14 protein-coding genes are annotated in these 14,354 nt (G+C 68.3%); 9 read left to right on the top strand and 5 right to left on the bottom strand.

The features are described 5' to 3' along the window. Window position 1: 1 nt before the first annotated feature. The gene (locus ABQJ54_RS15145) at window positions 2-814 is read right to left on the bottom strand and encodes a CPBP family intramembrane glutamic endopeptidase (RefSeq protein WP_367855149.1); all 813 of its coding nucleotides are present in this window, start codon (window positions 812-814) and stop codon (window positions 2-4) included. 219 nt (window positions 815-1,033) lie between these two features. Here ABQJ54_RS15145 and ABQJ54_RS15140 point away from each other — a divergent pair, with 219 nt between their 5' ends. From ABQJ54_RS15140 to ABQJ54_RS15130, 3 genes are all read left to right on the top strand, one after another. Then, window positions 1,034-1,810 (top strand): class I SAM-dependent methyltransferase, encoded by a 777-nt coding sequence (locus ABQJ54_RS15140; RefSeq protein ID WP_367855148.1) that lies wholly within the window; start codon window positions 1,034-1,036, stop codon window positions 1,808-1,810. A gap of 100 nt (window positions 1,811-1,910) precedes the next feature. After that, window positions 1,911-3,461, top strand: coding sequence for a TerC family protein (locus ABQJ54_RS15135; RefSeq protein ID WP_367855147.1), 1,551 nt, complete (start codon window positions 1,911-1,913; stop codon window positions 3,459-3,461). Between the two features lie 202 nt (window positions 3,462-3,663). Next, window positions 3,664-4,539 carry an aspartyl protease family protein gene (locus ABQJ54_RS15130; RefSeq protein WP_367855146.1) on the top strand — a complete coding sequence of 292 codons (876 nt, stop codon included), beginning with the start codon at window positions 3,664-3,666 and terminating at the stop codon, window positions 4,537-4,539. A 115-nt stretch (window positions 4,540-4,654) separates the two neighbouring features. Here ABQJ54_RS15130 and ABQJ54_RS15125 read toward each other — a convergent pair whose 3' ends face one another. Further along, a complete protein-coding gene (locus ABQJ54_RS15125) occupies window positions 4,655-5,050 on the bottom strand; it encodes an MAPEG family protein (protein ID WP_367855145.1) in 396 nt (131 codons plus the stop codon). Window positions 5,051-5,148: 98 nt separating this feature from the next. On the opposite strand from ABQJ54_RS15125, the gene ypfJ reads away from it, so the two are divergent. Both ypfJ and ABQJ54_RS15115 read left to right on the top strand, forming a co-directional pair. Beyond that, a complete protein-coding gene (gene ypfJ, locus ABQJ54_RS15120) occupies window positions 5,149-6,030 on the top strand; it encodes a KPN_02809 family neutral zinc metallopeptidase (RefSeq protein ID WP_367855144.1) in 882 nt (293 codons plus the stop codon). Window positions 6,031-6,173: 143 nt separating this feature from the next. Next, the gene (locus tag ABQJ54_RS15115) at window positions 6,174-6,524 is read left to right on the top strand and encodes a YkgJ family cysteine cluster protein (protein ID WP_367855143.1); all 351 of its coding nucleotides are present in this window, start codon (window positions 6,174-6,176) and stop codon (window positions 6,522-6,524) included. Between the two features lie 93 nt (window positions 6,525-6,617). Here ABQJ54_RS15115 and ABQJ54_RS15110 read toward each other — a convergent pair whose 3' ends face one another. Next, entirely contained in the window at window positions 6,618-7,400 is a 783-nt protein-coding gene (locus tag ABQJ54_RS15110; protein WP_367855357.1) for a dioxygenase family protein, read from the bottom strand. 132 nt (window positions 7,401-7,532) lie between these two features. Beyond that, on the bottom strand, window positions 7,533-9,413 hold the full coding sequence (locus ABQJ54_RS15105; RefSeq protein ID WP_367855142.1) for a DEAD/DEAH box helicase: 1,881 nt from the start codon (window positions 9,411-9,413) through the stop codon (window positions 7,533-7,535). A 213-nt stretch (window positions 9,414-9,626) separates the two neighbouring features. On the opposite strand from ABQJ54_RS15105, the gene ABQJ54_RS15100 reads away from it, so the two are divergent. Together ABQJ54_RS15100 and ABQJ54_RS15095 are read left to right on the top strand one after the other, a co-directional pair. Further along, window positions 9,627-10,376 (top strand): SDR family NAD(P)-dependent oxidoreductase, encoded by a 750-nt coding sequence (locus ABQJ54_RS15100; RefSeq protein WP_367855141.1) that lies wholly within the window; start codon window positions 9,627-9,629, stop codon window positions 10,374-10,376. 4 nt (window positions 10,377-10,380) lie between these two features. Further along, on the top strand, window positions 10,381-10,938 hold the full coding sequence (locus ABQJ54_RS15095) for a GNAT family N-acetyltransferase (protein WP_367855140.1): 558 nt from the start codon (window positions 10,381-10,383) through the stop codon (window positions 10,936-10,938). Window positions 10,939-11,025: 87 nt separating this feature from the next. Here the strand turns inward: ABQJ54_RS15095 and ABQJ54_RS15090 are convergent, their stop codons facing one another. Next, window positions 11,026-12,372, bottom strand: a complete 1,347-nt coding sequence (locus ABQJ54_RS15090; RefSeq protein WP_367855139.1) for a DEAD/DEAH box helicase — start codon at window positions 12,370-12,372, stop codon at window positions 11,026-11,028. A 176-nt stretch (window positions 12,373-12,548) separates the two neighbouring features. On the opposite strand from ABQJ54_RS15090, the gene ABQJ54_RS15085 reads away from it, so the two are divergent. After that, the gene (locus ABQJ54_RS15085) at window positions 12,549-13,781 is read left to right on the top strand and encodes an MFS transporter (protein ID WP_367855138.1); all 1,233 of its coding nucleotides are present in this window, start codon (window positions 12,549-12,551) and stop codon (window positions 13,779-13,781) included. Window positions 13,782-13,818: 37 nt separating this feature from the next. Further along, entirely contained in the window at window positions 13,819-14,304 is a 486-nt protein-coding gene (locus ABQJ54_RS15080) for an FKBP-type peptidyl-prolyl cis-trans isomerase (RefSeq protein WP_367855137.1), read from the top strand. The last annotated feature ends 50 nt before the right edge of the window (window positions 14,305-14,354 follow it).

The raw sequence follows: 14,354 nt of genomic DNA, 5'->3' as shown, positions 1-14,354 counted from the left end.
ATCAGCCGGGGTGGTACAGGGAGACGAACAGCGCCAGCATCGCGAGCAGGTTGTTGCAGGCGTGGGCGATCACCGCCGGCCACAGCGAGCCCGAGCGCAGCCGCAGCCAGGCCAGCACCACGCCCAGCAGCGCGAGGTTGGGCAGCGCGTACCACAGCCAGCGCAGGTCGGGCAGGTGCACCAGGGCGAACAACGAGGCACTGGCCAGCGCCGCCCAGGCGGGGCGCATGCGGCGCAGCAGGGCGGACAGCAGCACGCCGCGGAACAGCAGCTCCTCCACCAGCGGGCCGATGCTTACCACCGCCAGCGTAAGCGCGATGCGGAAGCCGGTGCTGGCGCCGCCGCCCAATTGCTTCACGTCCTGCGGCACGGCGTGGCCGTGCGCCAGCAGTTCGGTGAGCTTGCCGCCGATCAGCGGCACCACCAGGCCCAGCGCCGCCGCAGCGATGCAGTATGCCGCCGCGGGCGTGGCAAAGCCGAAGCCGGGTGGCGCCGCCTGCAGCCACAGCCGCGGCCAGCGTGCGCGTGCCGTCCACAGCGTGACCAGCGCGGCGCCGAGCAGGGTGATGATCACCACGCAGCTGCTGACGTCCGGGCGCCTCATCAGTGCCCCCAGGTCGATCGGCATGGCGCCGTGCAGGAAGCGGTAGCCGAAGCCCAGCATCATGGCCGTCGAGAAGCCCACCACCACCTGCAGCACGAAATACAGCACGATCAGGCCCAAGGCGCCGCCGATGCCGGGCAGCCGGGTCAAACAGGGAGCAGCGACGGCAGGCGGCAGGGTGGGGAGCAGGCTGTGGCGTGGTGCATCCATCGGACGAAGAACCCATGCGCCTGACGGACGAAATCGCCGGAGCGCGCGGCGCCGCATTCCGATGCCGCATCTTGGCGGCTAGTCGCGAACGGGCGCAATCCTCCATCCGGCACGGTCGACCTTGCGGCGGATGGCGGCGGTGCTACGCTCTTGCGGACCCGGCGTCGCCGCAGGGCGACGATCGGCACAGGAGGGGCTTGCGCTGCGAGGGAGGGGATCGTGAGCGAAGATTTCGTGCGCAGCATGACCGAGCGTCTGCGCCCGGTCACCGAGTTTCCCGAGGCCTTCTTCGAGCGCGTGCTGGCCGACGGCAGCGTGCGGCCGGGCGATGCCGTGCTGGACCTGCATTGCGGCGGCAGCAATGTCGCGCGTGGCCTGGCGGCACGTGGCTGCGTACTCACCGGTGTCGATCATTCCGCCCCGCTGCTGGCTCAATCCGCCGAACTCGACCGGCTCGCCGGCGTGACGGTGAGGCAATGGCGGGCACGGGTGGAAAATGCGGATTTTCCGGCCGCCTCGTTCGACGCGATCACCGCCGCGCAGTGCTGGCAGGCGTGCGAGCGGCCACGTACGCTCGCCCTGGCGCGTGGCTGGCTGCGTCCGGGCGGCCGGTTGCTGATCGCGCAATACGAGTGGCTGCCGCTGACCGGCAACGTGGTGCAGGACAGCGAGCGGCTGATCCTGGCCTGCAATCCCGGCTGGACGGCGCACAGCGGCAGCGGCTTGCATCCGCTGTGGCTGAAGGAGGTGGCCGAGGCCGGCTTCACCGACCTGGGCACATGGTCGCTGGATCTGGAAGTACCCTGCAGCCATGCGGACTGGCGCAAGCGCGTGCGGGCCTGTCCGGCCGTGGCGGCATTGAGTGACGAGGCACGGGTGCAGCGGCTGGACGTGGAGCTGATGGCGATGCTGGCAGAGCGCCACGCGAACGAGCCGATGGGGGTGCCTTACCGGTTGTGGGTGGTGAGCGCGGCGGCGCCCGGCGAGCTGGCCTGAGGCCGTGAACAGGCTTTGCCGGCTGCACGGGAGTGGATGGGGCGGCTTGCTATAGTGACTGGCCCTTTCAAGGAGGACGACGGCGCCACGGCGCCTCCCCATGTTCGCATTCGACTGGCTGACCGATCCCGCCGCCTGGGCCGGTCTCCTCACCCTGGTGGTGCTGGAGATCGTGCTGGGCATCGACAATCTCGTTTTCGTCGCGATCCTCGCCGACAAGCTGCCGGCGCAGCAGCGCGACCGGGCTCGCCTGATGGGCCTCAGCCTCGCGCTGGTGATGCGCCTGCTGTTGCTGGCGGCGATGTCCTGGCTGGTGCGGCTGACTGCGCCGATCCTCAGCTGGCATGGCTTCTCGCTGTCCTGGCGCGACATCATCCTGCTGCTGGGCGGCGCCTTCCTGCTGTTCAAGGCCACGCTGGAACTGCACGAGCGGCTGGAGGCCGGTGACGAGCACGATGCGGGCGAGCGCGCCCGGGCGCGCTTCTGGCTGGTGGTGGCGCAGATCGTGGCGCTGGACCTGGTGTTCTCGCTGGACTCGGTGATCACCGCGGTGGGCATGGTCGACCACCTTGCGATCATGATGATCGCGGTGGTGATCGCGATGATCCTGATGATCGGCGCCAGCAAGCCGCTTACCGTCTTCATCAACGCGCGGCCCACGGTGGTGATCCTGTGCCTGTCGTTCCTGCTGATGATCGGCTTCAGCCTGGTCGCCGAAGGGTTCGGCTTCCACATCCCGAAGGGTTACCTGTACGCCGCGATCGGCTTCTCGATCATGATCGAGGTGTTCAACCAGACCATGCGCCGCAACCGCCAGCGCAGCCTGTTCAGCAGTCCGCGCAACCTGCGTGACCGCACCGCGCAGGCGGTGCTGCGCCTGCTCGGCGCCGGCGGCGAGGACGAGGAGGACGTCGCCAAGGCCGCTGCGGTCGCCGCGGATGGCGGCGGCGCGGTGTTCGGCAAGGACGAACTGGTGATGGTGCAGGGCGTGCTCGACCTGGCGCACCGGCCGGTGCGTTCGATCATGACCCCGCGCCCGGAGATCAGCTGGATCGATCCGCGCGAGGATGCCGAAAAGCTGCGCGCCGAGGTCACCGCTTCCAGCCACCACTGGCTGCCGGTGGCCGGCGACGATCTCGACCAGCTGGTCGGCGTGGCCACCTCGCGCGACCTGCTGGCCAGCCTGCTGGAGCACGGCCGCATCGACACGGACGAAGTGGTGCGCAAGCCGATGACCGTGCTGGAGTCGCTGAGCGTGCTGCGCCTGATCGACGAATTCCGCCGCTCGCCGCTGCAGGTGGCGCTGGTGGTGGACGAGTACGGCAGCGTGCTCGGCATGGTCACCCCGGCCGACGTGCTGGAAGTGATCGCCGGCGAGTTTCCCGACGAGGGCAGCGGTGATCCCGCCGCGGTGCAGGAGAGCGACGGCAGCTGGCTGCTGGACGCCAGCCTCGACCTGCGCCGGGTGGAACATCTGCTGGGCCACCGCCTGAGCAGCGACGATGGCTTTGCCAGCCTTGCCGGCTATGCGTTGCAGCAACTAGGCCGTTTGCCGGTGGCTGGCGAGTGCTTTGCCAGCGAGGGATTGCGGTTCGAGGTGGTGGCGATGGATGGGGCGCGCATCGAGAAGTTGCGGGTTGGGCCGGCCTAGGGGCGTGTTCGGAATCCGTGGTCTCCCTGCGAGGGAGTTGTGTTGTCGCACGCGGCAGAGCGGCTCCGGCCGTCTGCCGGCGAATGCGGGCTGAACGCCCCGATGCCATGACTTATGGGTCATTGATCGGTCCTCGTGCACGTTCCTACGATGCGCCGGGCGGTCGTCATTCCGTCCCATTCCAGCCAATCAATGGATGCCCATGAGATCGATGCATAGCGTCACCGTGGTCGCTTGTCTCGCGCTGGCTCCGGCCTTGCATGCGGCCTCCGCGCCGCCGATCCGGCTCGAGCCGTTCATGGGCCGTGCCTTGATCGTCCACGCGACGATTGGCGGGCACCCCGGTGTGTTCATGTTCGACAGCGGCGGCGGCGTGAGCAATATCACCCCCAGCTTCGCCGCGCAGATCGGCTGCAAGCCATGGGGCCAGATTTCAGGCTTCCAGATGAGCGGCCAGCGCCTGGACATGCAGCGTTGCGACAACGTCAGCGTCCAGATCGGCCCGTATCAGGCCCGCCGCGAGACCATCGGCGTATTCGACATGGACAGGTTCTTGCCGACGGGTTCCACCGAACGGGTGGATGGCACGCTGGGTCTCGATATCTTCGATGGAAAAGTGCTGCGCTTCTCTTACGCCGATCGCACCCTGACCGTGCTGGACAAGGCGGCTGCGGACGCGCTGTCGAAGCGTGGCGGCGCCATGCCCATCCACGTGGTGCGGGACGCAGAAGGCCTGGCACTGACGGTCAACCTTCCCGTGCACACGGAAAGCGGCACGGCCTGGTTCGAAATGGACTCGGGGAACACCAGCCCTTTCCTGCTGGTCGGAAAGCATCTCGCAGGCAGCTTCAACCTCCAGGATGACCCCAAGAGCAAGCAGACGCTGAAGGCCGCGCTTGCCGGCGGCCAACCCATCGAGGGCAGTGCCAAGGTGCTCGATCTCACCCTCGACGGCAATCTGGGGACGACATTCCTGTCGCGGTACGACATTACCCTCGATCTGGCCAACCAGCGCGCATGGGTTGTTCCGGGCAAAGGGGCCAATGTGACGACGGCCCCCAAGCCCATTTCCGAATAAGCGCCGCCGCCGAAACCTTGTCACGTCCCGAACGCATTCAGATCCTCCGGCTCCTGGTCGGCGCGCACGCGCCTTCGCGTTTTTCAGTATCCCGGCGCCGTCGAAGCGCTCCGCATCAGGCCGCCAGCAGGGCACGGATCAGGCCCGTCAGCGCCATCAGCAGCGCCGTGCCCCAGCCGAGCATGCCCAGCAGGAAGCCGCCGCCGCGGCGCGTGGCGTCCTGCAGGTAGGCCAGCGCGTACCACACGCGTCCGACGATCCACACCAGGCCCGCCACGCCGGCCCAGCCGCCGTAGCCGTACTGCACGGCCACCCACAGCGTGGGCAGGAACATCACCACCGCTTCCAGCGTGTTCGCCTGCACCCGGTAGGCGCGCTCGAAGGCGGGATGGCCGCTGGTGGCCGGCGCCTTGATGCCGTACTTCCCCCGTGCGTGGCCGACCGCGAACATCGTGCCGAACTGCAGCAGTACGGCGAGCAGCACGACCAGGGCGGGCAATTGCTGGAGCATGGCGTTTCTCGTTCGGAGGGAGGCATCACTGTAGCGGCTTGGTGCCGTGGCGGACGAGGCGCTATCGTCGCCCCCGGGTACCGGCACGGAGCGGGAACATGGACTGGCGGAAAGGCGAAAACAGCAACAATGTCGAGGAAGGCAGCGGCGGCGGTGGCGGCGGTTTTCAGCCGGGCGGGGTCCACCTCGGCATCGGTGGCATCCTGGTCCTCGTGGTGCTCAGCCTGATCTTCAAGCGCGACCTCATCACTCCCTTCCTGGGCGGTGCCGGCGAAAGCGGGGCGCAAACCAGTGGGCAAACGCAGCCGACGCAGGCCGTCGATTGCCAGAATCCCGCCAGCGAACAGATCTCCTTCACCTGCCACATCACGGGATCGACCGAGAAGACCTGGAACGACTATTTCGCCTCGATGGGCCGAACCTATGCCGACCCCAGGCTGCATCTTTTCCAGGGCCAGGTGGCGACCGCGTGCGGCGCCGCTTCCACCGCGGTGGGACCGTTCTATTGCCCGGGCGACCGCAAGGTCTACCTCGATCTCGGCTTCTTCCAGGAGCTGCAGGACCGCTTCCACGCCTCCGGCGATTTCGCGCGCGCCTACGTGATCGCGCACGAAGTCGGCCACCACGTGCAGAACCTGCTCGGCATCTTCGACAAGGTGCGGCAACTGCAGCAGCAGGGTTATCCGATGGATGGCGCCGATGGCCTCTCGGTGCGACAGGAGCTGCAGGCCGACTGCTTCGCCGGCGTGTGGGCCAACCGCACGCAGCAGCGCCTCGACTGGCTGAAGCCCGGCGACGTGGAGTCCGCGCTCAACGCGGCCAGCGCGGTGGGCGACGACACCCTGCAGCAGGAAACCCGGGGCAGGGTGATGCCCGACACCTTCACCCACGGCACTTCGGCGCAGCGCGTGAAGTGGTTCAAGGCCGGCATGGCCAGTGGCGACATCCGGAGCTGCAACACTTTCGCGGGCGAGCCGTAACGGCGGACTGCGGGCGGTGCGGGCCGAGCCCGGCTCGCCGCCCAACGGCAGGCGAATGGCTCGCCGGGAGCATCTTCCGCCGCTCCCCCGGCGGCCCTAGAATTCGCCAGCCGCGCGCCTCGGGGTGCGCTTTCGCCGAATGCATGAGTCATCCCTGCCTGAGCTGCGGCGCTTGCTGCGCCTACTTCCGCATCGCCTTCCACTGGGCCGAGACCGATCCTTCCCTGGGCGGTACGGTGCCCGTCGAACTCACCGAGAAGCTGGATCCGCACCGCGTGGTGATGCGCGGTACGCAGTCGAAGACGCCGCGTTGCGTGGCGCTGGTTGGCGAGATCGGCGTGGCCGCGCACTGCGGCATCCACCCGATCAAGCCCTCGGTGTGTCGCGAGGTGGAGCCGTCCTGGGAATTCGGCCGGCATAGTCCGCAGTGCGACAAGGGCCGCGTCGCGCACGGGCTGGCGCCGCTGACGCCGCAGGATTGGCCGGCTGCGTAGGAGCGGCGTAGGAGCGGCTTCAGCCGCGATTTCCGCACGATTATCGCAACGCTGGTCGCGGCTGAAGCCGCTCCTACGGTTGTTTCCATCCGCTCAATCGAAGCGGTAGATATCCATCGCCAGAAAGCCCAGGTCGATGCCGGCGTCGATGCGTTGCGCGTGCGCGCCATCGCCTGCCGCGCCCAATGCGAAGAACAATGGCAACAGGTGCTCGTCGGTGGGATGGGCGCGCTGGGCGAACGGCGCCTGGCGGCGGTAGTCGAGCAGGGCGTCGACATCACCTGCCGCCAGTTTCTGCTCGATCCAGCCGATGAAGGGGCGCACGTAGGGCGCCTCGCGCTCCGCGCCGTAGCCGGCGCGAAAGTCGTGCAGGTTGTGGGTGATGCTGCCCGAGCCGATTACCAGCACGCCTTCCTCGCGCAAAGGAGCCAGCGCGCGACCCACTGCGTACTGGTGCGCGGGGCCGAGTTCGGGCTGGATCGACAGCGGCACCACCGGGATGTCCGCCGCGGGATAGAGCAGGTGCAGCGGCACCCAGACGCCATGGTCCAGTCCGCGTTGCGGGTCGAGTTGCGGCGCGAGGTCGGCCTGGTCGAGCAGCTCGGTCACCTGCGCGGCAAGTGCGGGTGCGCCCGGCGCCGGGTAGCGCAGCTGGTACAGCTCGGACGGGAAGCCGTGGAAATCGTGGATCGTTTCCGGCTGCGCGGCGCCGCCAACCAGCGGCGCATGCGCCAGCCAATGCGCGCTGGCGATCACGATGGCCTTGGGGCGCGGCAGGGCCCGCGCCAGTTCCGCCAGCCGCGCGCCGGTCGCACCGGGCCGCAGTGCGGTCATCGGCGAGCCGTGGGAGACGTACAGGCTGGGCAGGGCAGGCATGGCAGATCGCCTCATGGGGAATTCCCCCCAGAGTAAGGGCAGCGGCCGCATTTGCAGCGGGCGCAACGGGAACGCTGCGTTGCCGCCTGCGAACGCTGCTGTCCCTCCCGCGAGTGGAGGAGGGGGCAGAGGCTATTTGCGCGTTGGTTTGCCGCCGTGCGCACGTGGCTTGCGCGGGTCGGGTTTGGCGCCGCCGGGCTTGAAGCCGCCAGCCTTGCGGAAGCCGCCCTGACGGCGTGCGGGATGTGCACCCTGTTCGCCGGCGTCATCGTCCTTGCCGTCCCACGCGTGGATCTGCAACTGCTGGCGCGCCACCCAGACCTTCTTCAGGTGCTCGAAGATTTCCTTCGGCATGCCATCGGGCAGGTCGACCAGGCTGTGGTCGCCGCGGATGCTGAGGCGGCCGATGTACTGGCTGTCCAGTCCGGCTTCGTTGGCGATGGCGCCGATGATGTTGCCGGGCTTCACGCCGTGGTCGTGGCCCACTTCGATGCGGTAGGTGATCTTGCCGGTTTCGGTGTTGTGCGGGCGCGATACATGGCCGGTGGTACGCGGGTGCTCGCGTTCGGGACGCTCGTGCCGGTTGCCGCGCTCGGGCTTGTCGTGATGTTCGCCGTGCTCGCGTTTGCCGCGGTGCTCGTCGTGTTCGCGCGGCGCGTATTCGCGTTTCGGCGGCGGCGCGAGCAGCAGCGGGCGGTCGCCCTGGGCGATGCGCGCCAGGGCGGCGGCGATCTCGACGGCGGGGATGTCGTGCTCCTGTTCGTACTGCTCGATGAGCTGGCGGAACAGGTCGAGTTCACCCATCGCCAGCGTATCGCTGATGCGCTGCTTGAACTTGGCGATGCGCTGGTCGTTCACGGCTTCCACCGTGGGCAGCTTCATCTCGTCGATCTTCTGCCGGGTGGCGCGTTCGATGGCGCGCAGCATGCCCTTCTCGCGTGGCGTGACGAACAGGATCGCCTCGCCGCTGCGGCCCGCGCGGCCGGTGCGGCCGATGCGGTGCACGTAGCTCTCCGTGTCGTAGGGGATGTCGTAGTTCAGCACGTGGCTGATCCGTTCCACGTCGAGGCCGCGCGCGGCCACGTCGGTGGCGACAAGGATGTCGAGCTTGCCGTCCTTCAGCTGCTGGATCACGCGCTCGCGCTGCGGCTGGGCGATGTCGCCGTTGATCGCGGCGGCGGCGAGGCCGCGCGCCTGCAGCTTCTCCGCCAGTTCCTCGGTGGCCTGCTTGGTGCGCGCGAACACGATCATCGCGTCGAACGGCTCGGCTTCGAGGATGCGCGTCATCGCGTCCAGCTTGTGCAGGCCGCTGACGAACCAGTAGCGCTGGCGGATGTTCGCCGCGGTGGTGGTGGCCGTCTTGATGGCGATCTCCACCGGCTCCTTCAGGTGCCGCTGCGCGATCTTGCGGATCGGTGCCGGCATGGTGGCCGAGAACAGCGCCACCTGGCGGGTCGGGGGAGTGGCTTCCAGCACCTTCTCCACGTCGTCGACGAAGCCCATGCGCAGCATTTCGTCGGCTTCGTCGAGCACCAGATACTTCAGTTCGGAGAGGTCCAGCGTGCCCTTGTCGAGATGGTCGATCACGCGCCCGGGCGTGCCCACCACGATCTGCACGCCACGGCGCAGCGCATGCAGCTGCGGGCCATAGCTCTGCCCGCCGTAGATCGGCAGCACCTGCAGGCCGGGCAGGTGCGCGGCGTAGCGCTGGAACGCCTCGGCCACCTGGATCGCCAGCTCGCGCGTGGGCGCCAGCACCAGCGCCTGCGGCTTGCCGGGCTTGAGGTCGATGCGCGACAGGATCGGCAGCGCGAACGCGGCGGTCTTGCCGGTGCCGGTCTGCGCCTGGCCCAGCACGTCGCGGCCTTCCAGCAGCGGCGGGATGGTGGCGGCCTGGATCGGCGAGGGCGACTCGTAGCCCACGTCGGCCAGCGCCTTCTGCACCTCGGGCGAAAGCGCAAGCGCGCCGAAGCCGGCGGCAGCCGGGGCGGAATCGGGAGACGGGGCGGACATGGGGAACCTCGGGGTGGCATGCACGGCGGCATGCGGGAGAATGGGCGGCATTGTACCAGTCCTCGTGCAGGGGCACCGGCTCGCGCATTTGCACCGTTCGCCCTGAGCGTAGGCCCGAAGGGCCGGAGTCGAAGGGTGATCGCGAAGGCGCTTCGACTGCGCCTGCTGGCGCAAGCTACGCTCAGCGCGAACGAAATTAATCAGGAGAGAACCATGCAGAACCGTTTGAAAGACCGCATCGCGCTGGTGACCGGCGCCTCCTCCGGCATCGGCGAGGCCACCGCGCTGGAACTGGCCCGGCAGGGGGCCAGGGTGGCGATCGCGGCACGTCGCCGCGAACGGCTGGATGCGCTGGCGCAGGAGCTGGCCACGCTTGGTGCCGAGCCGCTGGTGCTGGTGGCCGACCTCGCCGACGAAGCCGATGCGCAGCGCATCGTGCACGAAGCCGAGCAGCGGTTCGGACGTCTGGACATCCTCGTCAACAACGCCGGCGTGATGTACCTGGAGCCCATCGGCGAAGCCGACCTCGGCCGCTGGCGGCACATGCTGGAGCTCAACGTGCTCGGCCTGATCGCTGCCACGCAGGCGGCGCTGGCCGGCATGCGCGCTCGGCGCGAGGGCCACATCGTCAACATCTCCTCCACCGCCGGCCGCATCGCCAACCCGAACGCGGGCGGCTACGCGGCGACCAAGTTCGGCGTGGTGGCGTTCTCCGAATCGCTGCGCCGCGAGGTGTACAAGGACAACATCCGCGTCAGCGTGATCGAACCGGGCGCGGTGGCCACCGAGCTGCGCGAGCACATCGGGCATGCTGCCACCAAGGAGGCGCTCAACGCCTGGGCTGACAGCATGCGCCAGCTGCAGAGCCAGGACATCGCCGAAGTGATCGCCTTCTGCGTGAGCCGGCCGTCGCACGTCAACATCAACGAAGTGCTGGTGCGGCCGACCGATCAGGAACGCTGACGCCGTGGACCTTGCGCCACGACTGCATACCGAACGCACCTGCATCCGCCTCGCCGAGGAGACGGATGCGCAGGAACTGCTGCGCTATCGCGTGGCGAATCGTGCGCATCTCGCGCCGTGGGAGCCGCTACGCGAGGAGGCGTTCTACACGCTGGAGCATTGCGTGCAGACCATCGCCGATGGCCGTGAGCATGTGCGACTGGATCGCGGCTACCCACTGCTGGTGTTCGACTGCGACGAGGCGGAAATCCTCGCTACCTTCACCATGGCCAACGTGGTGCGCGGTGCCTTCCAGGCCTGCCATCTCGGTTACGGTGCAGCGGCGTGTGTGCAAGGGCAGGGGGTCATGCACGAAGCGTTGCAGGCGGGCCTGGACTGGGCCTTCGGCGAGCTGGACCTGCATCGCGTCATGGCGAACCACCTACCGCGCAACGAACGCAGCGCGCGCCTGCTGGCCCGGCTGGGCTTCGAGCGCGAGGGCTATGCAAAGCGCTATCTGCAGATCGCCGGCGTGTGGGAAGACCACGTGCTCACGGCCCTGACCCGGCCGGAGGCGCTGTAGGAGCGCGCCCTGTGCGCGAATGCTTTTGCTCCGATCGACGTGCAAAGCCATTCGCGCACAGGGTGCGCTCCTACGCAAAGGCGCTGGTCAGGCCTTCGCGGCAGGACGTGCCCGATGACGACGCTTGCGGTTGCCCGCGGCGTGTTCGCCATTGCCCTGCTTCTGGGCGTGGCCATGCGGGCGGTGCGCCTGCGAGGAACCCTGCGAGCGTTGCGACTGCCCGCCCTGCGAACGCTGCGGCGCACGCGGCTGGCGCTGGCCCTGCTTGGGGCGCGGCGCGCCGGCATCCAGCCGCAACGGGGTGGAAGGCTCGAAGCCGGCCACGTTGTCGACGGCGATCTCGTCCTTGAGCAGCTTGCGGATGTCGCGCAGCAGGCCGGATTCGTCGTGGCTGACCAGCGACACCGCCATGCCTTCGCTGCCGGCGCGGCCGGTGCGGCCGATGCGGTGCACGTAGTCTTCGGCCACCATCGGCAGGTCGAAGTTGATCACCATCGGCAACTGGTCGATATCGATGCCGCGCGCGGCGATGTCGGTGGCCACCAGCACGGTGATGCGGGCACTCTTGAAGTCGCTCAGGGCCTTGGTACGCGCGTTCTGGCTCTTGTTGCCGTGGATCGCGGCTGCGCGCAGGCCCGAGGCGTTGAGGAAGGTCACCAGCTTGTCGGCGCCATGCTTGGTGCGGCTGAACACCAGTGTCTGCCGGCGGCTGTCCTGGCTCAGCACATGCAGCAGCAGGTCGCGCTTGCGCGAGGCATCGACCGGATGCACGTGATGGCTGACCAGGGCGGCCACGGTGTTCGGCGGAGTGACCGTGACCTCGCGCGGCTCGCGCATGAACTGCATCGCCAGCGCCTTGATCTCGGGCGCGAAGGTGGCGGAGAACAGCAGGGTCTGCCGTTGCTTCGGCAGCGCGCCGAGGATGCGCTTCAGCGCCGGCAGGAAGCCCATGTCGAGCATGCGGTCAGCTTCGTCCAGCACCAACGTCTCGACGCCGGACAGGTCGATCGTGCGCTGCTGCATGTGGTCGATCAGGCGACCGGGGGTGGCGATCACGATGTCCACGCCGCGGCGCAGCGCGTTGATCTGCGGGCCCATACCCACGCCGCCGAAGATGGTGGTGGCGCTGATGCGCAGGTGCTTGCCGTAGGCCTGCGCGTTGTCGAGGATCTGCGCGGCCAGTTCGCGGGTGGGGGTGAGCACCAGCGCACGAGGGCGGCGCGTCATGGTTGCGCCGCCACCGGAGAGCTTGTGCAGCAGCGGCAGCGCGAACGCGGCGGTCTTGCCGGTGCCGGTCTGCGCGGCGGCCAGCAGGTCGTGGCCCTGCAGTACCAGTGGGATGGCGCCGGCCTGCACCGGGGTGGGTTCGGCGTAGCCCTGTTCGGCAAGCGCACGCAACAACGCGGGCGCAAGGCCCAGCGATTCGAAAGACATGGAACGACTCCTGTGCAACCCGGAGCGTTCAAGCGGAACCGTGTTGCGATCTTGGGGAATGGGGGCGGCGAAACCGCCAACGGTCGGGAAACCGTTCGGGCATTGTAACCGATATGCGTGCCGGCTGCGCCCCGGGAGCATGCTAGCCTGCCCCCTTGCCTCGCGGAGTGCCCATCATGTCGCTGCTGTCGTCCTTGCGCGAACTGAATCACGAGCAGCGCCACACCGTGCTGGCGAGCTTCCTCGGCTGGACGCTGGATGCGTTCGACTACTTCCTGCTCACCCTGGTGATCGTGGCCATCGCGAAGGAGTTCGACGCCGGGAATACCGAGGTCACGTTCGCGCTGACGCTGACCCTGGCGGCGCGGCCGCTGGGCGCGCTGGTCTTCGGACGGCTGGCGGACCGTTACGGGCGGCGGCCGGTGCTGATGCTGGACGTGATCCTGTTTTCGCTGTTCGAGCTGGCCACCGCGTTCTCCACTTCGCTGGCGATGCTGCTGGTGTTGCGCTTCCTGTTCGGCGTGGCGATGGGCGGCGAATGGGGCATCGGCGCCTCGCTGGCGATGGAATCGATCCCGCCGAAGTCGCGCGGCCTGGTCTCGGGCCTGCTGCAGAGCGGCTATCCCTGCGGCTTCTTCCTGGCCGCGCTGGCGAACTGGCTGCTGGTCGATGCCATCGGCTGGCGCGGCCTGTTCGTGGTGGGCACGCTGCCGGCGCTGCTGGTGCTGTACATCCGGCGCAAGGTGCCGGAGTCGCCGGTGTGGCAGGCGGGTCAGCACGCGCGCGGCAAGGTCGGGGTAGGCGAGGCGATGCGCGGCCACTGGAAGCTGTTCGCCTACATGATCGTGCTGATGTGCGCGTTCAACGCCTTCAGCCACGGCTCGCAGGACATGTACCACACCTTCGAGGAAGTGAACCTGCACCTGCCCACCGGCTCGGGCACGGCCTTCCTGCTGGTGGCGCTGCTGAACCTGGGTGCGCTGGTCGGCGGGCTGTTCTTCGGCGCGTGGTCGGAGCGGGTGGGGCGGCGCAAGGCCATGATCGTTTCCGCGTTGCTGGCGATCCCGGTGATCCCGCTGTGGATGTACGGCGGCTCGCTGTGGCTGCTCGGCCTCGGCGCCTTCCTGATCCAGGTGATGGTGCAGGGCGCCTGGGGCGTGGTGCCCACCCATCTCAATGAACTGTCGCCGGACGCGGTGCGCGGTACCCTGCCGGGCTTCGCCTATCAGCTGGGCAACCTGCTCGCCGCGGGCACCGCCACCGCGCAGACCTGGCTGGCGCACGGGCATGGTGGCGATTTCGCCTGGGCGATGTCGTTGTGGATCGCGGTGGTTGCCGTGGTGCTGGCGGTGCTGGTGTGGCTGGGGCCGGAGGCGCGCGGGGTGGGCTTCGGCAGGTCCGGCACCTGATAGAATTCCCGTTTTGCACCCATTCGAGAGACATGCAATGAAGGCTGGCAAGGACAAAGTCGTCGCGCTGCACTACACGCTCAGCGTGGATGGCGGGAAGGTCGAGAGTTCGCACGATCGCGGCGAACCGCTGTGGATCCTGCTCGGCCACGGCCAGCTGATCCCGGGTCTGGAGAAGGCACTGGAAGACCATGCCGCCGGCGACAACCTGCAGGTTTCGATCGCTCCGGCCGACGGCTACGGCGAGCGCCAGGAAGGCCAGATCCAGCGTGTGCCGAAGAAGTATTTCCAGGACGCCAAGTACCTCAAGCCCGGCATGACCACCGTGTTGTCGCTGAAGGAAGGTGGTCAGCGCGCGGTGACCGTGCACAAGGTCGGCATGAGCGCGGTCGACGTGGACCTCAACCACCCGATGGCTGGCAAGACCCTGGATTTCGACGTGAGCATCCAGGAAGTGCGCGACGGCACCGAGGAAGAACTGAAGCACGGGCATGCGCATCCGCCGGGCAGCGCTCCGCACTGACCGGCGGATCAAGAGTCAAAGCCAAAGCGGCGCCCCGGGCGCCGCTTTTC

Source organism: Rhodanobacter lycopersici (genome assembly GCF_040812335.1).
Classification (GTDB): Bacteria; Pseudomonadota; Gammaproteobacteria; order Xanthomonadales; family Rhodanobacteraceae; genus Rhodanobacter_A; species Rhodanobacter_A lycopersici.
This window is presented reverse-complemented; position numbering and strand designations above follow the sequence as displayed.